The following is a 23165-nucleotide window of genomic DNA, read 5'->3' on the forward strand; positions in this document are numbered from 1 at the left end:
ACAAGGGCCGCCGACCCGTGGGTCGGCGAAGGCATCAGCCAAAGCGGCCGGTGATGTAGTCTTCAGTGTCCTTGCGTTTGGGCTTCATGAACAGCTCGGCGGTGGGGCCGAATTCGATCAGGTCGCCCAGGTACATGTAGGCGGTGTAGTCCGAGCAACGGGCCGCCTGCTGCATGTTATGGGTCACGATGGCGACCGTGTAGTCGTGCTTGAGCTCATGGATCAGCTCCTCGATCTTGCCGGTGGAGATCGGGTCCAGCGCCGAGCAGGGCTCATCCAGCAGCAGCACTTCAGGCTTGATGGCAATGCCGCGGGCAATGCACAGACGCTGCTGCTGACCGCCGGAGAGGCCGGAACCGCTCTGGTTGAGCTTGTCCTTCACTTCATTCCACAGGGCCGCCTTCTTCAGCGCCCACTCCACCCGCTCGTCCATCTCCACGCGGGAAAGGGTTTCGAACAGACGCACGCCGAAGGCGATGTTGTCGTAGATGGACATCGGGAACGGCGTCGGCTTCTGGAACACCATGCCCACCTTGGCACGGACCAGCGACACATCTTCCTTGCTGGTCAGGATGTCTTCGCCATCCAGCAGGATCTGCCCCTCGGCGCGCTGCTCGGGATAGAGCTCGAACATGCGGTTGAGGGTGCGCAGCAGCGTGGACTTGCCGCAGCCCGAGGGACCGATGAAGGCGGTCACCTTGTTCTCCGGAATGTCCAGATTGATGTTCTTCAGCGCGTGGAAGCTGCCGTAATAGAAGTTCAGGTTCTTCACCGAGAGCTTCGCGCGCTCGGTCACCGGCATATCGACTTTGGCATCCATGGTCAGGGCCTTTTGAATTCGTTTGAAAGTGTCGGGCTTGCGTCGGAAGTGGGGACGCCGCTCAATGCTTGTTCTTGAACATCACACGCGCCACGATGTTGAGCACCAGCACACCGATGGTGATGATGAACACCGCCGCCCAGGCCAGCTTCTGCCAGTTGCCGTAAGGGCTCATGGCAAATTCGAAGATCACCTTGGGCAGGTTGGCCATCGGGCCGGTCAGGTCGGTCGACCAGAAGCGGTTGTTGAAGGCAGTCAGCAGCAGCGGTGCGGTCTCGCCGGACACACGGGCCAGCGCCAGCAGCACCCCCGTCAGCACACCGGCACGGGCCGCCTTGAGCGTGACGGTCATGATGACCTTCCACTTGGGCGTGCCCAGGGCATAGGCCGCTTCACGCAGGGCGCTGGGCACCAGGTTCAGCATGTTCTCGGTGGTGCGGATGACCACCGGGATCACGATCAGCGCCAGCGCCACCACACCGGCCCAGCCGGAGAAGCCGCGGAAGCGCAACACGATCAGGCTGTAGACGAACAGGCCGATCACGATCGATGGAGCCGACAGCAGGATGTCGTTGATGAAGCGCACGCTGTTGCCCAGCCAGGTCTTCTGGCCGTATTCCGCCAGATAGACACCGGACAGCACACCGATGGGCGTGCCGATCACCGTGGCCAGGCAGACCATCAGCATGGAGCCGAAGATCGCATTGGCCAGACCGCCCTCTTCCGAGTTCGGTGGCGGCGTCATCTGGGTGAAGGTGGCCCAGGTCAGGCCGCCCACGCCCTGCGTGATGGTCTCGAACAGGATCCAGATCAGCCAGATCAGACCGAGGCACATGGCGCCCATGGAGAGCGTCAGGGCCACGATGTTGACGCGGCGGCGCTTGTTGTACATGGCCACACGGCCGGCAGCGGTCGCGCTCATGTGCGGGTCCCTTCGTTCTTCTTGAGCTTGTTCAGCAGTACCTTGGAGAAGGCCAGCACCACGAAGGTGATGAAGAACAGCACCAGGGCAAGGTACAGCAGCGAGGCCTGATGCAGGCTGCCAGGGCCGGATTCCCCGAATTCATTGGCCAGCACCGAGGTGATGGTGTTGGCGGCCTCGAACAGTGACAGCGAATTCAGCTGGTTCATGTTGCCGATCACGAAGGTGACCGCCATGGTCTCGCCCAGCGCACGGCCCAGGCCCAGCATGATGCCGCCGATGACACCGGTCTTGGTGTAGGGGAGCACCACCCTCCAGACCACTTCCCAGGTGGTCGAACCCAGCCCGTAGGCGGATTCCTTGAGCATCGCAGGCGTGACTTCGAAAACGTCACGCATCACCGAGGCGATGAAGGGGATGATCATGATGGCCAGGATGATGCCGGCCGAGAGGATGCCCAGACCCACCGGCGGGCCGGACACCAGCGCACCCAGCACCGGCACGCCTGTGAGCATGCTTTGCAGCGGCTGCTGCACATAGGTGGCCAGGATGGGGCCAAACACAAACAGGCCCCACATCCCATACACGATGGACGGCACGGCCGCCAGCAGTTCAATGGCAATGCCCAATGGGCGGCGCAGCCAGCCCGGGGCCAGTTCGGTGAGGAACAGCGCGATGCCAAAGCTCACCGGCACGGCGATCACCAGCGCCAGGAACGAGGTCACCAGCGTGCCGTAGATCATCACCAGGCCGCCGAACTTTTCCTGCACCGGATCCCAGTCGGTGCTGACCAGGAAGCCCAGGCCAAATTGCTTGATGGCCGGGGCCGCGCCAACGATCAGCGACAGGATGATGCCGGCCAACAGGGCCAGCGTCAGCCAGGCAGCGCCATGGGCCAGCAGGGAGAAAACGGTATCCGCCCAGGGGGCGACGCGGCGTCGGGCGGGCGGACGGCCCTGGGGATGGGCTCGCTCGTCGCCTCGCTGACGGTCGATGGTGTTGGCTGGGAGTATTGCGGCCACAGGGCCTCCGCTGGTTGCTTGGTCGGGTGCTTGTTCTCTTCTCTCAGGAACGCGCGTCCGGATGCGCGGCGTTCCACGGCGCCCCTTGTGCAAAAGCCCGGTGTCCGTCTGGGGGCACCGGGCTGCACTCAGGGGTGCCGATTTACTTCAGGCTGATGGCCTTGCCCGAACCGTCCTTCAGGTTGTCGGCCCACTGCTTGCGGACCAGGTCCTTCACAGCGGTCGGCAGTGCCACATAGTCCAGCTCGTCAGCCATCTTGTCGCCCTGGGCATAGGCCCAGTCGAAGAACTTCAGGGTAGCGGCGGCGGTCGCAGCCTTCTCCTGCTGCTTGTGCATCAGGATGAAGGTGGCGCCGGTGATGGGCCAGCTGTCCTTGCCCGGCTGTTCGGTCAGCACCTGGTAGAACGATTCGTTCCACTTGGCACCGGCGGCAGCAGCCTTGAAGGCGTCATCGCTCGGCGTCACGAAATGACCGTCTGCATTCTTCAGCAGAACGTAGGTCATCTTGTTTTGCTTGGCGTAGGCGTATTCCACGTAGCCGATCGAGTTCGGCAGGCGCGTCACGTACGACGACACGCCTTCGTTGCCCTTGCCACCCGCGCCGGTGGGCCAGTTCACGGCGGTGCCTTCACCGACCTTGGACTTCCACTCGGCATTCACCTTCGACAGGTAGTTGGTGAACAGGAAGCTGGTGCCGGAACCGTCGGCGCGGCGCACCACGGCGATGGCAGCGTCCGGCAGCGGCACGCCAGCGTTCAGGGCGGTGATGGCGGCGTCATTCCACTTGGTGATCTTGCCCAGGTAGATGTCACCCAGCACCTGGCCGTTCAGCTTGATCTGGCCCGGCTTCACACCGGTGATGTTGACCACCGGCACCACGCCGCCGATGACGGTCGGGAACTGGATCAGGCCGTCCTTGGCCAGTTGCTCGTCCTTCAGGGGAGCGTCCGACGCGCCGAAATCGACCGTCTTGGCCTGGATCTGCTTGATGCCAGCGCCGGAACCGACGGATTGATAGTTGATGCGAACGCCAGTGGCCTTGTTGTAGGCATCGGCCCACTTGGTGTACACGGGGGCCGGGAACGAAGCGCCGGCGCCGGTCACTTCCTGGGCCTGGGCCACCGAGAACACGGTAGCGCAAGCGGCAAACAGCAGGCCAGCACGGAGTTGATTCATGGTCATTCAGTCCTATCGCTAGGTTTGTTGGCGAACGGAACAGATGGTATGAACCGAATGTGACACAACAGTGACGGATATGACAGTGCAGGTGGCGCCGCCCCATCAGGTGGGCGCGATGCGGCAGATCCTGCGGCACCCATGCCCGAGCGGGGGCCCACCAAGGAGGTGAGGTTGAACTACTCCGGGAGCCGTCGCCCGGGCCTTCGGAGCTGTCATATTCGATTCACCCCGCTGTCATGTTCGCCTTTTAGGCTCTCACGGCTGGATGACCCGCCATCACCACGCACTCCATCAGGAGCCAGTCGGGCGGGTCAAGTGGGGAGAAAGGCTTCAGCACCCGAAGAGTCAGCGCACCGACGCGACCGATACCATCAATACCAACAATTCCAACGATATCCAATGCACATGGCGCCGGGCCCCGCCCGGCGCTTTCTTTTAAGGGTTAACCCTTGATTGCAGCCGCCAGGCGTTCAGCGCAGCGCTGGGCCAGGTCGGCGTCACTGGCTTCCACCATCACCCGCAGCAGCGGCTCGGTGCCGGACTTGCGGATCAGCACCCGCCCCCGGTCACCCAGCTCGGCCATCACTTCGGCTTCGGTGCGGGCCAGTGCGGAATTGCTCTTCCAATCCTGCTGGTCGGCCTGCAAGCGCACGTTGATCAGCGTCTGGGGAAACAGCGTCACGCCTTCCAGCAGGTCCGCCAGCGGGCGACCACTGCGGGCCACGGCTTCCAGCACCAGCAGGCTGCTGACGATGCCGTCGCCGGTGGTGTGCTTGTCCAGGGCCAGCAGATGGCCAGAGCCCTCCCCGCCCAGCTGCCAGCCACGGTTGGCCAGCTCTTCCAGCACATAACGGTCGCCCACCTTGGCGCGGACAAATTCCACATCACGCTGGCGCAAGGCCAGTTCGACCGCCATGTTGGTCATCAGCGTACCCACTGCGCCAGGCACCCGCTCACCACGCGCCAGGCGGTCCGCCACCATCACAAACAGCAGCTCGTCGCCGTTGAACAGCCGCCCCTGGGCGTCCACCATCTGCAGGCGGTCGGCGTCACCGTCCAGGGCAATGCCGTAGTCCGCCTGGTGTTCCTTCACCGCCGCCACCAGGGCCTGCGGTGCGGTGGCGCCCACCTTGTCGTTGATGTTGAAACCATCGGGCTTGGTGCCGATGGAAATCACTTCCGCGCCCAGTTCATGGAAGACCGACGGCGCCACCTGGTAGGCCGCGCCGTTGGCCGCGTCCACCACCAGCTTCATGCCACGCATGCTGAGGTCGTTGCTGAAGCTGGCCTTGCAGAACTCGATGTAGCGCCCCTGGGCATCATCCAGGCGGCGCGCACGGCCCAGGCTGGCCGAATCGACCCACACCGGGGACTCTTCCAGCACGGCTTCCACATCCAGCTCCCAGGCGTCCGGCAGCTTCTCGCCCTTGGAGGAGAAGAACTTGATGCCGTTGTCGGCGAACGGATTGTGGGAGGCGGAAATGACCACGCCCAGGTGCTGGCGCAAGGCACGGGTGAGATACGCAACACCCGGCGTGGGCAGCGGCCCGGTGAGCAACACGTTCACACCGGCCGAAGCAAAGCCGGCCTCCAGCGCCGACTCCAGCATGTAGCCGGAAATACGGGTGTCCTTGCCGATCAGAACGCTGGGCTTGGCATAACTGCGTTTGAGCACACGCCCCACCGCATGACCCAGTTGCAGCATGAAATCGGGGGTGATGGGCGTCTGACCCACCGTGCCGCGGATTCCATCGGTACCGAAATACTTCCGGCTCATAAGGAGCAACCTCTGACTTTTCTATCTGGAGCCGTCATTGTCGCCCATGCGAACGGCGTATTTCAGCCCGTCGATCTGGTGAAGGCCTCCCAGACCTTGAGCGCGTCCACGGTAGCGGCGACATCATGCACCCGCACCACCCGGGCGCCGAGGGCCACGGTGGCCAGCGCCGCGCCAACACTGGCACTTTGGCGCTCATCCACCGCGCGGCCGGTGAGCGCGCCGAGTGTGCTCTTGCGGGACCAGCCCACCAGCAGCGGCCGGCCCATGTCCAGCAGTTCGCGCTGTCGGCGCTGCAGCTCGATGTTCTGCTCCACCGTCTTGGCAAAGCCATAGCCAGGGTCCAGTGTGATGCGCTCCGGCGCCACACCCAGGCCGATGAGCCGATCCAGCCGGACCTGAAGAAAGTCCCGGACTTCGGCCACCACATCGATGTAGCCGGTCTGCTGCTGCATGGTGGCGGGGTCGCCCCGCATGTGCATGAGGCAGATGCCGGCCGCCACATGGCTGGCCAGCAGCTCCTCGGCCCCAGCATCGCGCAGGGCCATGACGTCATTGATGATGTCCACGCCCAGGTCCAGCGCCCGCTGCATGACCTCGGTCTTGGAGGTGTCCACCGACACCGGCACCCCCAGGCTCAAGGCCGCCCGCAGCACCGGCTCCAGGCGGAGCCATTCCTCTTTCGCGCTGACCTTGGGGGCGCCGGGACGGGTGGATTCCGCCCCCAGATCGAGGATGTCCACCCCCTCGCCCAGCAACCGCTCGCAGAAGTCGATGGCCTTGCCCGGGTCGTTGTGCTGGCCACCGTCGGAAAAAGAATCCGGCGTGACGTTGACGATGCCCATGACCAGAGGACGCTCCGACAGGTCCAGGTCAAAGCGGGTGGTTTTCCAGATCTGGGGACTCATGGGGCACGGACCTTCGTTTCCGACAAGACGGGGCTCAGCAAGACTAGCAACACAGTCAGCCAAAGAAAAAGGCCGGTTCATCAGAACCGGCCTTGTGAGCGTACCGCATCAGCAGGGACTACGCCCTGCGCAGGGTCAAGCTGCGGCGTGCGCACCGCCCGTGGTCACGGCAGGCGTGCCACCGTTGTCAGGCTTGTTGGTGGGCGGCGTCCAGTCCTTCGGGGGACGTGGGGGACGGCCTTCCATGATGTCTTCGATCTGCTCGGCATCGATGGTTTCCCACTCGAGCAGCGCGGTCGCCATGGCGTGCATCTTGTCCTGGTGCTCCTCGATCAGGCGACGGGCGGTGCTGTACTGCTCGTCGATGATCTTGCGGATCTCCTGGTCCACCTTGCGCATGGTTTCTTCCGACATGTTGGTGGTCTTGGTGACCGAACGGCCCAGGAAGACTTCCCCTTCATTGTCGGCATAGACCATCGGACCCAGCTCGTCGGTCATGCCGTAGCGGGTGACCATGTCGCGGGCGATGGCCGTGGCGCGCTCGAAGTCATTGCTGGCGCCAGTGGTCATCTGGTTCATGAACACTTCTTCTGCAATCCGGCCACCGAACAGCACCGAGATGGTGGAGAGCATGCGCTCCTTGTCCATGCTGTAGCGATCGCCTTCCGGCAGCTGCATCGTCACGCCCAGGGCACGGCCACGCGGGATGACCGTGACCTTGTGGACCGGGTCGGTCTTGGGCAGAAGCCGCGCCACCAGGGCATGACCCGCCTCGTGATAGGCCGTGTTCTTGCGCTCTTCCTCGGGCATGACCATGGACTTGCGCTCGGGGCCCATCATGATCTTGTCCTTGGCCTTTTCGAAGTCCTGCATGTCCACCACACGGCCATTGCGGCGCGCGGCAAACAGGGCAGCTTCGTTAACCAGGTTGGCCAGGTCAGCACCGGAGAAGCCGGGAGTGCCACGCGCCAGGATGTCGGCACGGACGTCCTGACCCACCGGCACCTTGCGCATGTGCACGTTCAGGATCTGCTCACGGCCACGCACATCGGGCAGCGTCACATACACCTGACGGTCGAAACGACCGGGACGCAGCAGGGCCGGGTCCAGGATGTCCGGGCGGTTGGTGGCGGCCATCACAATGACACCCAGGTTGGTGTCAAAGCCATCCATCTCCACCAGCATCTGGTTGAGGGTCTGCTCGCGTTCGTCGTTACCGCCGCCCAGGCCAGCGCCACGATGGCGGCCGACGGCGTCGATTTCGTCCACGAAGATGATGCAGGGCGCGCTCTTCTTGGCCTGCTCGAACATGTCTCGCACGCGGGCAGCGCCCACACCGACAAACATTTCGACGAAGTCAGAACCGGAAATGGTGAAGAACGGCACCTTGGCCTCACCGGCGATGGCCTTGGCCAGCAGCGTCTTGCCGGTGCCGGGAGGGCCCACAAGCAGCACGCCACGCGGAATACGACCGCCCAGCTTCTGGAATTTCTGCGGGTCCTTCAGGAAGTCGACCAGTTCCTTGACCTCTTCCTTGGCTTCGTCGCAACCAGCCACGTCAGCAAAGGTGGTCGAGTTGTTGGCCTCGTCCAGCATGCGCGCCTTGGACTTGCCGAAGCTGAACGCCCCGCCCTTGCCACCCCCCTGCATCTGGCGCATGAAATACACCCAGACGGCGATCAGCAACAGCATCGGGCCCCAGCTGAGCAGGATGCCCATCAGGACCGACGGCTCTTCGCGCGGCTTGACGTCGAACTTGACGCCGTAGTTGATCAGATCGCCCACCAGGCCGCGATCCAGGTACGTGGCCGTACTGCGCAGCTTGGTGCCATCGGTGGTGACGGCGTTGATTTCTGTGCCGGAGCCGCCCTCCTGGAGCGTCACCTGCTTGATCCGCTTGGCTCGGACTTCTTCGAGGAAGTCGGAGTAAGCGATTGGATTCCCCTGCGTTGCGCTGCGATCAAACTGCTTGAAGACAGTGAACAGCACCAGGGCGATCACCATCCACACAGCCACCTTCGAGAACCACTGATTGTTCACCGCGACTCCTTCATCTTTCCGTCCCCTGCTGCCGACAGAAACTTCCATGGCGCAGGACTTGGACGGTACATGGGGTTGATTCTAGGACAGTCAAGTCCCCACCCCTGATTGGCAATTCCATGTCCGTCGATAGATATTGCCACGGTCGAAGCCGCAGATGGCTTCGAAGAATGGGTTTACTACCGATTTGCTTGAGCTTTTATGCGAATTTCGGCCTACATCGGGCCCAAAAAGCGGCCGAGCAGCCTGGAGGCCGATCAGCGCTTCAAACCGATGCCTACCAGGAAATTTTCTGAAGATTTGTCACGGGAAGCCTTGGGTTTCGCCGTTTTCACCTTCCGAAACTGTTCCTTGAACGCTTTCACCAGCTCATCGTAACCGGCGCCATGAAACACCTTGGCCACCAGAGCCCCCTCGGGTTTGAGGTGTTTGGCAGAAAAATCCAACGCCAGCTCGATCAGATGGGCAATGCGGGCGGCATCCGTGGTGGCGATACCGGAGAGGTTGGGCGCCATGTCAGACACCACCAGATCGACCGGGGCACCCTGCAGCGACGCTTCCAGCTGGGCCAGCACGGCGTCTTCGCGGAAATCGCCCTGAATGAACTCCACGCCTTCAATCGGCTCGAACTCCAGCAGGTCCAGCGCAATGATGCGGCCGTTGAGCTGCCCGGCGGCCGCGCCACCAACGCCCGCTTCCTTCGGGGCGAAGCGGCGACGCAGATACTGGCTCCAGGCGCCGGGTGACGCGCCCAGGTCCACCACCACCTGGCCGGGGCGGATCAGCTGGAATTCCTCGTCGATCTCCTTCAGCTTGTAGGCCGCACGGGAGCGGAAGCCCTCTTTTTGGGCCAATTTCACGTAGGGATCGTTGACGTGCTGGTTCAGCCACGCCTTGTTCACCTTCTTGCTTTTGGTGTCGACTTTCATTGCTCGGACTTCATTCGCGATAATGGGCACATGCCTGCTATTCAATTGACCCCTGCCCAGCGCAAGGACAAACGCGCCGATGCCCATCACCTGGATCCTGTGGTGATGATAGGCGCGGACGGTCTCACCCCTGCGGTGACCAAGGAAGTCGACGCCGCGCTCAAGGCCCATGGCCTGATCAAGGTGCGTGTGATGTCGGACGACCGCGAGGGCCGCGAGACCATCCTGGCCACCCTGGCCGACCAACTGGACGCCGCCCCCATTCAGCACATCGGCAAGCTGCTGGTGTTGTGGCGTCCGGCCGAGGAGAAGGAAAAGGCTGTCCGTGAAGACGCCCGCCCTGCTCCGAAAATGGTGAAGATCGTGAAATTCTCCAAGAGCGGCAACAACCGCCCCCAGATCAAGAAGGTGCAAGTGCTGGGCAACCAGCGCGTGACCCAGGGCGGCGAGATCAAGCGCGCCAAGAAGCCGCGCCAGACCAGCGTCAAGAAGTCCAGCGCCACCTGAGGCGCTCGCTCCGGACCCATCGCCCCACCAGGACGGCCATGGCCGTCCTTTTTTACGCCTGGACCCCTGCGCCCGGCCGCGGCACCACCCGCCAGGCCAGCATCAGCACCGCGATCAGCCGCAGCCCGAAGAACACCATGGACACCGCATGCAGCTGCAGGAAGGTCCAGGTGCCCGTGCCCTGCTTGGCCGCTTCCATCAAGGGTTGCAGGCCGTAATAACCCAGCACCGTCAGCAGCAGCGCCACCAGCGGAAGCACCATCGGCCAGCCCATGGCAGACCCCTGCGACAGGCCATCCCGTTGCAGGCGGCGCTCCATCATGACCAGCAGCAGGCCTGCCGCCAGGGCGATGCGGGCATCCATCTCGAACAGCCGACCCACATACAGGCCAGCCTGGGAGCGCTCCAACGCGGCAAAGGCGTTCGGCGCAGCCAGCAGCGCCACCGTGAGCAGCTCACCTGCCCACAAGGCCGCCAGCAGCGCACGGAGGCGGCTCAGCATCAGAGATACCGGACGTCGACGATCTCGTAGCGCTTGATGCCCCCCGGGGCTTGCACTTCGGCCACATCACCGGCTTCCTTGCCGATCAGGGCACGTGCAATGGGGGAACTGATCGAGATCAGACCCTGCTTGAGGTCGGCCTCGTCATCACCCACGATCTGGTAGGTGACAGCGGCGCCGCTTTCCTCTTCTTCCAGATCCACGGTGGTGCCAAACACCACGCGGCCGCCCGCATCCAGTTCGGACGGGTCGATCACCTGGGCGGCAGCCAGCTTGCCTTCGATTTCAAGAATGCGGCCTTCGATGAAGCCCTGCTTGTCCTTGGCCGCTTCATATTCGGCGTTTTCGGACAGGTCACCTTGCGCGCGAGCCTCCGAAATGGCGTTGATCACGGCATGACGCTCGACCGTCTTGAGTCGATGCAGTTCTTCCTTCAGCTTTTCAGCGCCGCGCTTGGTCAGTGGGATCGTGGCCATGTGTAGAACCTTGAAAAACAAAACAAACCGCCGCTGCCGCTCAGGGACGCTGAGCAGCGGCGGCGGAATGGGTGACACCAGTTTAATGCAGTTCGGCGTGCAGTTCCTGCAGCGATTGCACCAGTAGACCATCCCGGTGCTTCATGCCTTCCACGGCGGCTTCACAGCCGGCCATGGTGGTGTAGTAGGTCACACGGTTGGCCAGGGCGGCCTGGCGGATATGGCGGCTGTCGGCGATGGCGGCGCGGGTTTCGTCCACGGTCGTGAAGACCAGCTGGATGTCGCCGCCCTTGATCATGTCCACGATGTGCGGACGACCATCCTTGACCTTGCTGACCACACGCACCGGAATGCCGGCGTCGGCAATCGCCGCTGCGGTGCCCTTGGTGGCCACCACGCCGAAGCCCAGGGCGACCAGTTCGCGGGCCAGATGCACGGCACGTTCCTTGTCGCCGTTCTTCACGGTGATCAGCACATTGCCCTGACGCGGCAGACGCGAGCCAGCGCCGAGCTGGCTCTTGAGCATGGCTTCACCGAAGGTGCGCCCTGCCCCCATCACTTCCCCGGTGGAACGCATTTCCGGGCTCAGGATCGGGTCCACGCCTGGGAACTTGTTGAACGGGAAGACGGCTTCCTTGACCGAGAAATACGGCGGCTGGATTTCCACCGGCGGCTTGCCACCGGCGGCCTTCTGGTCCTTCAGCTTGATGCCAGCCATGCAGCGGGCGGCAATCTTGGCCAGTGGCTGGCTGGTGGCCTTGGACACAAATGGCACCGTGCGCGAGGCACGCGGATTCACTTCCAGCACATAGACCGTGTTCTCGGCCAGGCCCTTGGTGACATCGCCCTGGATGGCAAACTGCACGTTCATCAGGCCCACCACCTTCAGGGCACGCGCCATGGCAGCGGTCTGGCGGCGCAGCTCTTCCTGCAGTTCCTTGGACAGCGTGTAGGGAGGCAGCGAGCAGGCGGAGTCACCGGAGTGGATCCCAGCCGCTTCCACGTGCTCCATGATGCCACCCATCATGACGTCTTCACCGTCACAGATGCAGTCAACGTCCACTTCCACCGCGTCTTCCAGGAAGCGGTCCAGCAGCACTGGGGACTTCTCGGAGACACGCACCGCTTCTCGCATGTAGCGCTCCAGATCCTTGTCGCCGTGCACGATTTCCATCGCACGGCCGCCCAGCACATAGCTGGGACGCACCACCAGCGGGTAGCCGATCTCATTGGCCAATGCCACGGCCTGCTCTTCATTGCGAGCGGTGCGGTTGGGCGGCTGCTTCAGCGCCAGCTTGTGCAGCAGTTGCTGGAAGCGCTCGCGGTCTTCCGCCATGTCGATGGAGTCCGGCGTTGTACCGATGATGGGCACGCCATTGGCTTCCAGGTCCAGCGCCAGCTTCAGCGGCGTCTGGCCACCGTACTGCACGATCACGCCAACCGGCTTTTCCTTGGCCACGATTTCCAGCACGTCCTCCAGGGTCACCGGCTCGAAGTAGAGACGGTCGGAGGTGTCGTAGTCGGTCGAGACGGTTTCCGGGTTGCAGTTGACCATGATGGTCTCGTAGCCGTCTTCGCGCATGGCGAGGGCGGCATGGACGCAGCAGTAGTCGAACTCGATGCCCTGGCCGATCCGGTTCGGGCCGCCGCCCAACACCATGATCTTCTTCTTGTCGGTCGGGTTGGCTTCGCACTCCTCGTCATAGGTGGAGTACATGTAGGCCGTCTGCGTGGCGAATTCAGCAGCGCAGGTATCCACGCGCTTGTAGACCGGGCGGACATTCAAGGCATGGCGTGCCTTGCGCACTTCATGCTGGTTGGTGCCCATCAGCTTGGCCAGGCGCTTGTCCGAGAAGCCCTTCTTCTTCAGCAGGCGCAGCTCATCGGCGCTGAGCGAAGCCAGGCTGCGGCCCTTCAGGCTCTGCTCGATCTTCACCAGCTGTTCGATCTGGGCCAGGAACCACGGGTCCACCGCCGTCTCTTCATAGACCTCGTCCAGCGTCATGCCCACGCGGAAGGCGTCACCCAGGAAAAGGATGCGTTCCGGGCCGGGCTCGCCGATTTCCTGAATGATTTCTTCGCGGTCGCTGCTGCGTTCGGTCAGGCCATCGATGCCGGTTTCCAGGCCGCGCAGGGCTTTCTGGAACGACTCCTGGAAGCTGCGGCCCATGGCCATCACTTCGCCCACCGACTTCATCTGGGTGGTCAGGCGCGAGTCGGCCATCGGGAACTTCTCGAAGGCAAAGCGCGGGATCTTGGTGACGACGTAGTCGATGCTGGGCTCGAACGACGCCGGGGTGATGCCGCCGGTGATGTCGTTGCGCAGCTCGTCCAGCGTGTAGCCGACCGCCAGCTTGGCCGCGATCTTGGCGATCGGGAAGCCGGTGGCCTTGGAAGCCAGCGCCGACGAACGCGACACCCGCGGGTTCATCTCGATCACGATCATCCGGCCGTTCTCCGGATTGATCGAGAACTGCACGTTCGAACCGCCGGTGTCCACGCCGATTTCGCGCAGGATGGCGATCGACGCATTGCGCAGCAGCTGGTATTCCTTGTCGGTCAGCGTCTGGGCGGGGGCCACGGTGATGGAGTCACCGGTGTGGATGCCCATCGGGTCCAGGTTCTCGATGGAGCAGACGATGATGCAGTTGTCCGCCTTGTCGCGGACCACTTCCATCTCGTATTCCTTCCAACCGATCAGCGATTCTTCAATCAGCAGCTCGTTGGTTGGGGACAGGTCCAGACCGCGCTTGCAGATTTCCTCGAATTCCTCTGGGTTGTAGGCGATGCCGCCCCCGGTGCCGCCCAGCGTGAAGCTGGGGCGGATGACCATGGGGAAGCCGCTGCCGCCGATGTCGGCCAGGATGCGCTTTTGCACCGCCCAGGCTTCTTCCATGGAATGCGCGATGCCCGACTTGGCCGAATCCAGGCCGATCTTGGTCATCGCGTCCTTGAACTTCAGGCGGTCTTCCGCCTTCTCGATGGCCTTCTCGTTGGCACCGATCATCTCGACCTGGTACTTCTCCAGCACGCCATGCTTGTGCAGGTCCAGGGCGCAGTTCAGCGCGGTCTGGCCGCCCATGGTGGGCAGGATCGCGTCCGGGCGTTCCTTGGCGATGATCTTCTCGACCACCTGCCAGGTGATGGGCTCGATGTAGGTGACGTCCGCCGTGTCGGGGTCCGTCATGATCGTCGCCGGGTTGCTGTTGACCAGGATGACCTTGTAACCCTCTTCGCGCAGGGCCTTGCAGGCCTGGGCGCCGGAGTAGTCGAATTCACAGGCCTGGCCGATGATGATCGGGCCCGCGCCGATGATCAGGATGCTTTGAATGTCAGAACGTTTTGGCATTGCGGGTCTCCATCAGGCCTTGGACATCAGACCGATGAAGCGGTCGAACAGATAGGAAATGTCATGCGGGCCGGGGCTGGCTTCCGGGTGACCCTGGAAGCAGAAGGCCGGCTTGTCGGTACGGGCCAGGCCCTGCAGCGTGCCGTCGAACAGGCTGATGTGGGTGGCACGCAGATTCGCGGGCAGCGATTCCGGGTCCACCGCGAAACCGTGGTTCTGGCTGGTGATGCTGACGCGGCCGTTGTCCAGGTCCTTGACCGGATGGTTGGCCCCGTGGTGGCCGAACTTCATCTTGAAGGTCTTGGCACCGGAGGCCAGGGCCATGATCTGGTGACCCAGGCAGATGCCGAAGGTCGGGATGCCGGCTTCGATCAGCTGAGCGGTGGCCTTGATGGCGTAATCACAGGGCTCCGGATCGCCGGGGCCGTTGGACAGGAACACACCATCGGGTTCCAGGTCAAACACCTCGGAGGCCGGCGTCTGGGCCGGCACGATGGTGATGCGGCACCCGCGCGACGCGAGCATGCGCAGGATGTTGCTCTTCACGCCGAAGTCGTAGGCCACGACATGGAAGCGCGGGGCGGCCTGGTCGCCATACCCCTTGCCCAGGGTCCATTCGGTCTGGGTCCAGGTTTCGCGCTCGGTGCGGCTGACGACCTTGGCCAGATCCAGGCCGGCCATGCTGGGCGCGCCCTTGGCGAGCTGGATGGCTTCCTGGATGTGCGCCTCGGTGATCGGCTCACCCGCCTTCAGTGCCAGGATGCAGCCGTTCTGGGCCCCCTTCTCACGCAGCACGCGGGTGAGGCGACGGGTGTCGATGTCGGCGATGGCGACGGTGCCTTCGTCCTGCAGGTACTGGCGCAGCGAACGCGTCTTGCGGAAGTTGGAATCAAGGACCGGAGCTTCCTTGATGATCAGGCCTGCGGCATGGATCTTCGTCGCCTCGACGTCCTCATCATTGACGCCATAGTTGCCGATGTGCGGATACGTCAGGGTGACGATCTGGCGGCAGTAGCTGGGATCAGTGAGGATTTCTTGGTAGCCGGTGAGCGAGGTGTTGAACACCACTTCACCGACGGTCCGGCCGGCAGCGCCGAGCGCGGAACCCTTGAAGACCGTGCCGTCTGCCAGGGCGAGGATCGCTGGGGGGAGGGAAAGCAGATCGGGCAGCACGGGTAACTCCGTTGTTGTGCGCGCGCCCAGCTCTGCTCCAGCCCCAAGGGGCGGTGACGTCGGAGGCAGCAGGCTCTCTGCAGACCCTTCGGCGGTTCACTTCTCACTGAGCCTCCGATGCACATCCCTCCGTCCTGACGGGTGTGTGCATGCCTGGAAACCCAGGCTCGGGGTTCGCGCTGTCCTGATGTAGCCTGATTAGGCTTTTGCGCTTGTCCGACCCCTGTTCCAACCCTGTTCTTGCATCAGCACGTGGACGTGCAGATGTGCTTAGAGGAGTGGGCGCCAAGGATGTTGAAGTGCGGTCAGCAGCTGCGTTGTGAAGTGTCCAGCCAGAAGAAAGGGTCAGTGAATTCCTGATGCTGCTCAGAAGCCACTCGGGAAAGAGTGATTCCTTGCGAGGGGTGAAGTGTGCGGGGCGCGGTAGGTTGCGGGTAAACCTGCTGAGTATAGCCTGCCAGGGTATATACGGAGAAGATTTGCGCAAACGGAAGTGCGGGGCATGGGCGCCCTGCAATCCGTATCGGGTCAGGGCGTCACCACGGGGTGGCCGAGGGAGACGGACGGAGGCGGGCGGAGGCGCCCGTTTCGGCCCTGCATGCACCGCGCGCACGTCCAGCATCCGTCGGGAATCAGCCCAGCGCGGCGATGCCAGCCTTCGCCACTTGCGCATCCTCAGAGGACTTCACGCCGCTGACGCCGACGGCGCCCAGGCAGTGGCCATCGACCATCACGGGCACGCCGCCTTCGAGCAGGCCTTCGAGCGGCACGCTGAGGAACGCGGCGCGGCCGTTGTTGACGATGTCCTCATAGACCTTCGATTCACGGCGGCCCATGGCGGCCACCTTGGCCTTGGCGGGCGCGATCACCGCGGAGCTGGCGGCGGCGCCGTCCTGGCGCTGCAGCCACAGAAGATGGCCGCCGTCGTCCACGATGGCGATGGTCACGGCCCACTGATGTTTGACGGCTTCGGCTTCGGCGGCGGCGGCGATGCGCTTGACGTCATCCAGGCTGAGATAGGGCTTCTGCTTCATGGTGTTCAGATAGAAATCAATGGGGGAGATGCCACTTTAGCGAAGGTGTGGCGGTCACCCTACAATGGGGACAGTTTCTTTTTCATGGAGGCTCGTATGAACGACCAAAGCCTGCAGAACCAACCGAACCCGTTTGGTGGTTATGCATCTTCCCTGGCGGTGGACCGTCAGCGCGTGCTGCGCAACACCTACTGGCTGCTGGCGCTGTCGCTGATCCCGACCGTGATTGGCGCGTGGCTGGGCGTGCAGTTCCGCCTCTTCCAGACCTTGTCGCATGGCATGTCGACACTGGTGTTCTTTGTGGGCGCCTTTGGCCTGATGTTTCTGGTGGAGAAGTACAAGAACTCCAGCAAAGGTGTGGCCTTCCTGCTGGGCTTCACCTTCTTCATGGGTCTGATGCTGTCGCGGCTGATTGCGGCGGTGCTGGGCTTCAAGAATGGTGGCACGCTGGTGATGACGGCCTTTGGTGGCACGGCGGCGATTTTCCTGTGCATGGCGTCGCTGGCGACGGTCGTGAAGCGTGACCTGTCGGGCCTGACGAAGTTCCTGGTGGTGGGTGCGGTGATTTTGATGGTGGCGGGCATTGCCAACATCTTCCTGCAGTCGTCGGCGCTGCTGCTGACCATCCTGGTGGCGATGCTGGGCGTGTTCTCGGCCTTCATGCTGGTGGATGTGAAGCGCGTGGTGGATGGTGGCGAAACCAACTACATCAGCGCCACGCTGGCGATCTACCTGGACATCTACAACGTCTTCCAGGCGCTGCTGTCGCTCCTCGGCATCTTCGGCGGGGAACGCGACTAACCCCCCTACGCGCTGCGCGCGCCCCCCAGGGGGCAGTCGGAGCCCGGCAAAGCCGGATCTCCAGACTCTGCTTGGGGCGGGCGGCAGCAAGACCGTCGCTCCAATCCGCATTCAGCGGCCGCCCTCGATCTTCTTGGCGGAGCAGCGACTGGTGCAGACCAAACCAAAATGGGCCCCTCGTGGCCCATTTTTTTCGTCACAACAGTCGCTCAATGCACCCCGATCACGCGCATCGCCGCGCGTAGGGGGCCTAGCGCTCTAGTATTGCGATGGATTCGACGTGCGCGGTGTGGGGGAACATGTTCACCGCGCCGGCACCCGTGCAGCGGTAGCCCGCCACATTCACCAGCAAGCCCGCATCGCGGGCCAGGGTTGCCGGGTTGCAGGACACATACACAATCCGCTTCGGCGGCGTCCAGCCCGGCGCCAGCGATGGATCCTGCACCAGATCGGCCAAAGCCTTCGACAGCGCAAAGGCCCCCTCCCGCGGCGGATCAATCAGCCAGCGGTCCGCCACCCCGTCCGCCGCCAGCAGCTGCGGCGTCATGTCGAACAGGTTGCGCGCCACAAACGACGCTTTGTGACTCAGCCCGTTGCGCTGCGCATTCTCCCGGGACCGCTGCACCAGCGCCTCGCTCCCCTCAATGCCCAGCACCTCACGCGCCTGCGTGGCCAGCGGCAAGGTGAAATTGCCCAGACCGCAGAACCAGTCAATCACCCGCTCATTCGGCTGCACCGCCAGCAGGCGCAGCGCTCGCCCCACCAGCACCGTGTTGATGTGATGGTTCACCTGAGTGAAGTCCGTCGGCTTGAACGGCATCACCACACCAAATTCGGGCAGCGTGTACGTCAGCTCCGGCCCACCCGCCTCCAGCAGATGCACCGTCTCCGGCCCCTTGGGCTGCAGCCACCACTGCACCCCATACTCAGCCGCAAAGGCGCGCAGCTTGTCCACATCGCCCGCACTCAGCGGCTCCAGGTGGCGCAGCACCAGCGCAATCACCTGCACACCCGCACTGTCCCCAATCGCCAGCTCGATCTGCGGCAGACGGTCTCGTGCGTCCATGGACCCGATCAGCGCCCGCAGCGGCATCAGCATCTGACTGACCTGCTCCGGCAGCACCTTGCAGACCTGCATATCAGCGATGTAGCGGCTCTTGCGCTCGTGGAAACCCACCAGCACATGCCCCTTCTTCGGCACATACCGCACCGACAAGCGCGCCCGATAACGGTAGCCCGTGGCCGGCCCTTCGATCGGACGTAGCAGCGCCTCGGCCTTGACCTTGCCGAGATGCCACAGGTTGTCTTCCAGCACCCGCTGCTTCACCGCCACCTGGGCGCCCGGATGCAAGTGCTGCATCTTGCAGCCGCCACAGGCACCCGCATGCAAACCGAAATGCGGGCAGACCGGACGCACCCGCTGAGAACTCTCACGGCGCATGGCGACCAGCGCCGCTTGCTCCCAGTTGTTCTTCTTGCGGCCAACGCTGACCTGAACCTCTTCACCAGGCAACGCGCCCTCGATGAAGACCACCTTGCCTTCGCTATTGTGGGCCACGCCCTGAGCTTCCAGGTCCAGCGATTCGACCTTCAGCCATTCCGAAACATCAGTCATAACCGCGCATTATCTGGCAAGAGCACACCCGCCCGCCGAGCCCCAGGCCACGAGCGGCTACGTGGCGCATCCACCAGACGGCATCCACCAGGCGGCATCCACGCCAAGCCGTCAGAAGATGGAATCGCGATTGATGCCCTGGCGCAGCATGTTGCGCTTGAGCTTGGCCTGGGCCTCGATCTGGATCTGGCGAATACGCTCCCGCGTCAGCCCCAGCCGCACCGCCAGCACATCCAGCGTCTCCGGCTCCCGGTCCGCCAGACCATAACGACCGGCCAGCACCTCGCGCTCCCGGTCGCTCAAGGAAGCCAGCCCCGTCTTGAGCAGCCCCTCCAGCTCATGGGTGAGCCGCTGCCCCACCGGATCCATGGCCTGCTCATCCGCCACCAGGTCCAGCATGGACTCCCCACCCTCGCCGTTGCGATCCACCGGTGAGTCCAGCGAACTCGGCAACTCGGCATAGGCCAACAGCGCGGCCACTTCTTCCACCGGCCGCCCGAGCGCCCGCGCGATGTCGTCGTCCCGCACCTGGGACTCGCCCCCCTGCCCCGCCGACATCGCCTCCAGCGACCGCCGCGCCTTCAACACTTGATTCAGCTCGCGCACGATATGCACCGGCAACCGCACCAACCGGGCCTGATGCATCAACGCGCGTTCCACTGCCTGCCGAATCCACCAGCTGGCATAGGTGGAGAACCGGAAGCCACGCTCCGGCTCGAATTTGCCAATGGCATGCATGAGGCCGAGATTGCCTTCCTCGATCAGATCACTCATGGGCAGGCCGCGGCCCAGGTAGTTCTTGGCAATGCTGACCACCAGGCGCAGGTTGTGCTCGATCATCGCCTGGCGCGCTTCGAAGTCACCCGCTCGCGCACGGGTCGCCGTCTCGTATTCTTCCTGCGGGGTCAGCAGCGGCGTACGTCGAATGTCTCGCAGATAAGCCTGCAGCGCATTGCCAACATCACCGCCTTCCATCGGCGCCAGCAGGGTCTGGCCCGAACGAGGCTCCACCGGGGCACCCTCACCCTCTGCGTCAGCGGCAGGTGAGTCCGCATCGCCCACGGGGATTTCCATTTCGGCATCCGCCGAGAGCAGGACATCCACCAGCGCCGCCGACACCTCGATCGCCGAATCGTCCAGGGAGGCCGTTGCACCCTCCAGCTCGTCGACGGCCACCGGCTCGTCGAGCCCGGTGGCATCGAGGTCGGCCAGACCCTCATCCTGGGCTTCCATGTCTTCATGGGAGTCCGGTGTCGGCGCATCCGGATGCCTGTCGTTGATGTGCGGGACATCCGCCGCCAGCGCCCCATCCATCACGGTGGGCGGGCGGGCCGCCAGTGCGGGCGGCATGGCAAAACGGCCAGCTTCCTGGCCTGCAGAGAGCTTGGGCAAGTCATGCCCATCCATTGAGGCGGCGCGTTGACTCATGTCGCGGCGCCTCCTTCAGCGCCTGCTAACGGGTCGGCAACAGCTTTGCAGGATCGATAGGCTTGCCCTGCTTGCGCACTTCAAAGTGCAGCTTGACCCGGTCCGTATCGGTATCACCCATCTCGGCGATCTTCTGACCCTTGCGCACCACCTGGTCTTCTTTCACCAGCAAGGTCTGGTTGTGAGCGTAAGCCGTCAGATAGTTCGTGCTGTGCTTGATGATGATCATGTTGCCGTATCCGCGCAAGCCCGCACCCGCGTACATCACGCGGCCATCGGCAGCGGCGAAGACTGGATCTCCGGCTTTGCCCGCAAACGCCATTCCCTTGTTGCGGACTTCATCAAACCCTGCTAAGACCTGACCCGATGCGGGCCAGCCCCAACTGATGTCGTCGTCGTCCTTGATGACCGGCGGCGTGGGCGCGGACGCCACCACGCCGCTGGGGCCGCTCGACGGAATCGCACTGGTGGCCGGCGCGGAGGCACCGCTGGCCGGCGTGTTGGACGCCGTGGCCTTGCCATCCAGCGGACGGCTTTCCACGCGGGTGGACGCCAGCGGCCGCGTGGTGACCGAGCTGGGATCCACGCCGGGCGGCACCACCCTCAACACCTGACCCACTTCGATGATGTTGGGGTTGTCCATGCCGTTCCAACGGGCCAGGTCTTTCCAGGACTGGCCGTTGTCCAGCGCGATGCGGATGAGCGTGTCACCCGGCTTGACGGTGTAGTACCCCGGTTTGCCGGCATTCTCAGCGCCAGGCAGCGGCTTGAGCGGCTCGGGCGTCTGCACCGTGACAGGCGTTGTGGGGGTGGCTGCGGGCGGTTTGCCGACGGAGCGCTCCTCCACCGGAGCGCGGTGCGGCGGAACGGTACACCCGACCAGCGCCAGCAACAGCACGGAGACCCCTACAAGCGGAAGACGATGAAGATGTTGCATGCGCTTTTGGTTGTCGTTACAGAACGCTGTAGCCCGGTGTCTCCCACCGGTTACATGACGCCCGATTTTAGGGGCACGAACAGGACCGCCTCATGCAAGCTGCGCACAAAGCGAGAACCCTGTGCATCGCGCACATGGTCGATCAGCACCAGCACCTGACCACGCCCACTCGGGGCCGTCATCGGCGCCACCAGCCGGCCACCCGGGGCGAGTTGGTCCAGCCAGGCCTGCGGGATGTCGTCGCCGCCAGCGGCGGAGATGATGCTGTCGTAAGGAGCGGAAGGGGGATGGCCCAGCATGCCGTCCCCATACACGAGCCTCACCTGGCTGTAACCGACCAGATGGCCAAGGGCCTTGTCGTGCAACGGTTTGAGACGCTCGATCGAAACCACCTGTTTCGCGATCTGCATCAGCAGTGCCGCCTGGTAGCCGCAGCCGGTGCCGATCTCCAGCACCTTGCCCAGATGACCCCGGGCCTGCGCCCCGGGCGCGGCGAGCATCAGCGCCATCATGCGCCCCACCACCGAGGGTTTGGAGATGGTCTGCCCGTGGCCAATGGGCAGGCTGGTGTCCTCATAGGCCTGGATGGCCAGCGCGGTATCCACGAATTCATGGCGCGGCACGGTGGCCAAGGCCTGCAGCACGCGCTCGTCCGACAGGCCTTCGGCGCGCAGCCGCTGCACCATGCGCTGGCGCACGCCCGCCGAGTCCAGCCCCAGGCCGCTGGGCGGCACCGCGCGGGCCTTGATGGCAGCGGCCTGCTGCCAATGGCCCTGCGGCTTCAGCGGCTCGCGCCCCACCGCAGCGCCCGGCTTGGGCGTGCTGCCCAGCTGCTGCAAGGACAGCGGAAAACGCTTGGCGCGCGGCGGCGTGTCACTCATGCCTGCTCGTTCAGCTTCAGGCGCTGACGCCACGCCCCCAGCGATGCATGCTCGGTCAGATCGACCTGCAGCGGCGTGATGGAGACCATGCCGTTGGCAGTGGCATGGAAGTCGGTACCTTCACCAGCCTCGCGCGCGTCGCCAGCGGGGCCGATCCAGTAGATCATGTCGCCGCGCGGGCTGCGTTGCTGGATGGTCGCTTCGCTGGCATGGCGACGGCCCAGGCGGGTCACCCGGCGCGGCAACTGGGCGGCGTCCGAGCGATTCGGGATATTCACGCTCAACAGGAACGGGTCCACCAGGCCCCCGGCGATGACATCCTGCACCAACTGACGCGCCATCGCGGCGGCGGCATCCAGATGCCCCCACCCCTTCTCCACTTGAGAAAACGCAATGGACGGAATGCCGAACAGATAACCTTCGGTGGCTGCGGCCACGGTCCCGGAATAGAGCGTGTCGTCGCCCATGTTGGCACCGTTGTTGATGCCGGAGAGCACCAGGTCCGGTCGATAGTCCAGCAGGCCCGTCAGCGCCAGATGCACGCAGTCCGACGGCGTGCCATTCACGTAGCGGAAGCCGTTGGCGGCGGTGAACACCGACAGTGGCCGCGAGAGGGTCAGCGAATTGGAGGTGCCGCTGGCATTCTGCTCCGGTGCGATCACTTCAATCTGCCCCAACCCTTCGCAGGCACGCACCAGGGCGTGCAGACCAGGGGCGAGGTATCCGTCGTCGTTGGCGATAAGTATGCGCATGAGCCGCATTGTAGGCAGACGTCACCTGTGAGACGCGCCACCCATGACAGCCTCCCTATCATCCGCCGGAGTCGGGCCGGTGCAGGGCCCAGTTTGAAGACCGCAAGGAGCA

At 63.9% G+C, this 23165-nt stretch carries 20 protein-coding genes; 2 read left to right on the forward strand and 18 right to left on the reverse strand.

Annotated features, from left to right (window positions below; translation table 11 throughout):
* Window positions 1-34 precede the first annotated feature (34 nt).
* From pstB to OU995_RS21075, 8 genes are all read right to left on the reverse strand, one after another.
* Window positions 35-820, reverse strand: a complete 786-nt coding sequence (gene pstB / locus OU995_RS21040; protein WP_267832080.1) for a phosphate ABC transporter ATP-binding protein PstB — start codon at window positions 818-820, stop codon at window positions 35-37.
* 61 nt (window positions 821-881) lie between these two features.
* Window positions 882-1742, reverse strand: a complete 861-nt coding sequence (pstA, locus tag OU995_RS21045; protein WP_267832081.1) for a phosphate ABC transporter permease PstA — start codon at window positions 1740-1742, stop codon at window positions 882-884.
* Window positions 1739-2764 (reverse strand): phosphate ABC transporter permease subunit PstC, encoded by a 1026-nt coding sequence (gene pstC / locus OU995_RS21050; RefSeq protein WP_420714748.1) that lies wholly within the window; start codon window positions 2762-2764, stop codon window positions 1739-1741. The genes pstA and pstC overlap by 4 nt, the downstream gene beginning before the upstream one ends.
* 142 nt (window positions 2765-2906) lie before the next feature.
* Window positions 2907-3941 (reverse strand): phosphate ABC transporter substrate-binding protein PstS, encoded by a 1035-nt coding sequence (gene pstS, locus OU995_RS21055; RefSeq protein WP_420714749.1) that lies wholly within the window; start codon window positions 3939-3941, stop codon window positions 2907-2909.
* A gap of 445 nt (window positions 3942-4386) precedes the next feature.
* Window positions 4387-5721, reverse strand: coding sequence for a phosphoglucosamine mutase (gene glmM, locus OU995_RS21060; protein WP_267832083.1), 1335 nt, complete (start codon window positions 5719-5721; stop codon window positions 4387-4389).
* A gap of 62 nt (window positions 5722-5783) precedes the next feature.
* Window positions 5784-6629 carry a dihydropteroate synthase gene (gene folP, locus OU995_RS21065; protein ID WP_267832085.1) on the reverse strand — a complete coding sequence of 282 codons (846 nt, stop codon included), beginning with the start codon at window positions 6627-6629 and terminating at the stop codon, window positions 5784-5786.
* A gap of 135 nt (window positions 6630-6764) precedes the next feature.
* Window positions 6765-8669 carry an ATP-dependent zinc metalloprotease FtsH gene (gene ftsH / locus OU995_RS21070; RefSeq protein WP_324288644.1) on the reverse strand — a complete coding sequence of 635 codons (1905 nt, stop codon included), beginning with the start codon at window positions 8667-8669 and terminating at the stop codon, window positions 6765-6767.
* 257 nt (window positions 8670-8926) lie between these two features.
* Window positions 8927-9598, reverse strand: coding sequence for an RlmE family RNA methyltransferase (locus OU995_RS21075; RefSeq protein WP_267836324.1), 672 nt, complete (start codon window positions 9596-9598; stop codon window positions 8927-8929).
* A 30-nt stretch (window positions 9599-9628) separates the two neighbouring features.
* On the opposite strand from OU995_RS21075, the gene yhbY reads away from it, so the two are divergent.
* The gene (gene yhbY, locus OU995_RS21080; protein WP_267832086.1) at window positions 9629-10105 is read left to right on the forward strand and encodes a ribosome assembly RNA-binding protein YhbY; all 477 of its coding nucleotides are present in this window, start codon (window positions 9629-9631) and stop codon (window positions 10103-10105) included.
* A 52-nt stretch (window positions 10106-10157) separates the two neighbouring features.
* On the opposite strand, the gene OU995_RS21085 is transcribed toward yhbY, so the two are convergent.
* The 5 genes from OU995_RS21085 to OU995_RS21105 form a co-directional block, all read right to left on the reverse strand.
* The gene (locus tag OU995_RS21085; protein ID WP_267832087.1) at window positions 10158-10607 is read right to left on the reverse strand and encodes a DUF4149 domain-containing protein; all 450 of its coding nucleotides are present in this window, start codon (window positions 10605-10607) and stop codon (window positions 10158-10160) included.
* Complete coding sequence (greA, locus tag OU995_RS21090) at window positions 10607-11083, reverse strand: transcription elongation factor GreA (protein WP_058934852.1); 477 nt, start codon at window positions 11081-11083, stop codon at window positions 10607-10609. The genes OU995_RS21085 and greA overlap by 1 nt, the downstream gene beginning before the upstream one ends.
* Before the next feature lie 82 nt (window positions 11084-11165).
* A complete protein-coding gene (carB, locus tag OU995_RS21095) occupies window positions 11166-14432 on the reverse strand; it encodes a carbamoyl-phosphate synthase large subunit (RefSeq protein WP_267832089.1) in 3267 nt (1088 codons plus the stop codon).
* Window positions 14433-14444: 12 nt separating this feature from the next.
* The gene (gene carA, locus OU995_RS21100; protein WP_267832090.1) at window positions 14445-15605 is read right to left on the reverse strand and encodes a glutamine-hydrolyzing carbamoyl-phosphate synthase small subunit; all 1161 of its coding nucleotides are present in this window, start codon (window positions 15603-15605) and stop codon (window positions 14445-14447) included.
* A gap of 632 nt (window positions 15606-16237) precedes the next feature.
* Window positions 16238-16639, reverse strand: coding sequence for a GlcG/HbpS family heme-binding protein (locus OU995_RS21105; RefSeq protein ID WP_267832091.1), 402 nt, complete (start codon window positions 16637-16639; stop codon window positions 16238-16240).
* 96 nt (window positions 16640-16735) lie between these two features.
* On the opposite strand from OU995_RS21105, the gene OU995_RS21110 reads away from it, so the two are divergent.
* Window positions 16736-17440 (forward strand): Bax inhibitor-1/YccA family protein, encoded by a 705-nt coding sequence (locus OU995_RS21110; RefSeq protein ID WP_267832093.1) that lies wholly within the window; start codon window positions 16736-16738, stop codon window positions 17438-17440.
* Between the two features lie 250 nt (window positions 17441-17690).
* Here the strand turns inward: OU995_RS21110 and rlmD are convergent, their stop codons facing one another.
* From rlmD to surE, 5 genes are all read right to left on the reverse strand, one after another.
* The gene (gene rlmD, locus OU995_RS21115; RefSeq protein WP_267832095.1) at window positions 17691-19055 is read right to left on the reverse strand and encodes a 23S rRNA (uracil(1939)-C(5))-methyltransferase RlmD; all 1365 of its coding nucleotides are present in this window, start codon (window positions 19053-19055) and stop codon (window positions 17691-17693) included.
* A 111-nt stretch (window positions 19056-19166) separates the two neighbouring features.
* Window positions 19167-20129 carry an RNA polymerase sigma factor RpoS gene (gene rpoS / locus OU995_RS21120; RefSeq protein WP_420714898.1) on the reverse strand — a complete coding sequence of 321 codons (963 nt, stop codon included), beginning with the start codon at window positions 20127-20129 and terminating at the stop codon, window positions 19167-19169.
* A 379-nt stretch (window positions 20130-20508) separates the two neighbouring features.
* A complete protein-coding gene (locus tag OU995_RS21125) occupies window positions 20509-21420 on the reverse strand; it encodes a peptidoglycan DD-metalloendopeptidase family protein (protein WP_267832096.1) in 912 nt (303 codons plus the stop codon).
* Window positions 21421-21470: 50 nt separating this feature from the next.
* Window positions 21471-22301, reverse strand: a complete 831-nt coding sequence (locus OU995_RS21130; RefSeq protein WP_267832097.1) for a protein-L-isoaspartate(D-aspartate) O-methyltransferase — start codon at window positions 22299-22301, stop codon at window positions 21471-21473.
* Window positions 22298-23053, reverse strand: a complete 756-nt coding sequence (gene surE, locus OU995_RS21135) for a 5'/3'-nucleotidase SurE (RefSeq protein ID WP_267832098.1) — start codon at window positions 23051-23053, stop codon at window positions 22298-22300. Before surE ends, OU995_RS21130 begins: the two co-directional genes overlap by 4 nt.
* Window positions 23054-23165 lie beyond the last annotated feature (112 nt).

Origin of the sequence: Roseateles sp. SL47, assembly GCF_026625885.1 — a bacterium.
GTDB lineage: Bacteria > Pseudomonadota > Gammaproteobacteria > Burkholderiales > Burkholderiaceae_C > Roseateles.

Bases quoted from the DNA above. Each gene is read 5' to 3' on its own strand.
- OU995_RS21085 (WP_267832087.1), bottom strand. From the start codon at position 10,607: ATGCTGAGCCGCCTCCGTGCGCTGCTGGCGGCCTTGTGGGCAGGTGAG.
- OU995_RS21110 (WP_267832093.1), top strand. From the start codon at position 16,736: ATGAACGACCAAAGCCTGCAGAACCAACCGAACCCGTTTGGTGGTTAT.
- OU995_RS21075 (WP_267836324.1), bottom strand. From the start codon at position 9,598: ATGAAAGTCGACACCAAAAGCAAGAAGGTGAACAAGGCGTGGCTGAAC.
- rlmD (WP_267832095.1), bottom strand. From the start codon at position 19,055: ATGACTGATGTTTCGGAATGGCTGAAGGTCGAATCGCTGGACCTGGAA.
- pstA (WP_267832081.1), bottom strand. From the start codon at position 1,742: ATGAGCGCGACCGCTGCCGGCCGTGTGGCCATGTACAACAAGCGCCGC.
- OU995_RS21125 (WP_267832096.1), bottom strand. From the start codon at position 21,420: ATGCAACATCTTCATCGTCTTCCGCTTGTAGGGGTCTCCGTGCTGTTG.
- OU995_RS21130 (WP_267832097.1), bottom strand. From the start codon at position 22,301: ATGAGTGACACGCCGCCGCGCGCCAAGCGTTTTCCGCTGTCCTTGCAG.
- OU995_RS21105 (WP_267832091.1), bottom strand. From the start codon at position 16,639: ATGAAGCAGAAGCCCTATCTCAGCCTGGATGACGTCAAGCGCATCGCC.
- glmM (WP_267832083.1), bottom strand. From the start codon at position 5,721: ATGAGCCGGAAGTATTTCGGTACCGATGGAATCCGCGGCACGGTGGGT.
- pstB (WP_267832080.1), bottom strand. From the start codon at position 820: ATGGATGCCAAAGTCGATATGCCGGTGACCGAGCGCGCGAAGCTCTCG.
- surE (WP_267832098.1), bottom strand. From the start codon at position 23,053: ATGCGCATACTTATCGCCAACGACGACGGATACCTCGCCCCTGGTCTG.
- pstS (WP_420714749.1), bottom strand. From the start codon at position 3,941: ATGAATCAACTCCGTGCTGGCCTGCTGTTTGCCGCTTGCGCTACCGTG.
- rpoS (WP_420714898.1), bottom strand. From the start codon at position 20,129: ATGGAAATCCCCGTGGGCGATGCGGACTCACCTGCCGCTGACGCAGAG.
- greA (WP_058934852.1), bottom strand. From the start codon at position 11,083: ATGGCCACGATCCCACTGACCAAGCGCGGCGCTGAAAAGCTGAAGGAA.
- carB (WP_267832089.1), bottom strand. From the start codon at position 14,432: ATGCCAAAACGTTCTGACATTCAAAGCATCCTGATCATCGGCGCGGGC.
- folP (WP_267832085.1), bottom strand. From the start codon at position 6,629: ATGAGTCCCCAGATCTGGAAAACCACCCGCTTTGACCTGGACCTGTCG.
- yhbY (WP_267832086.1), top strand. From the start codon at position 9,629: ATGCCTGCTATTCAATTGACCCCTGCCCAGCGCAAGGACAAACGCGCC.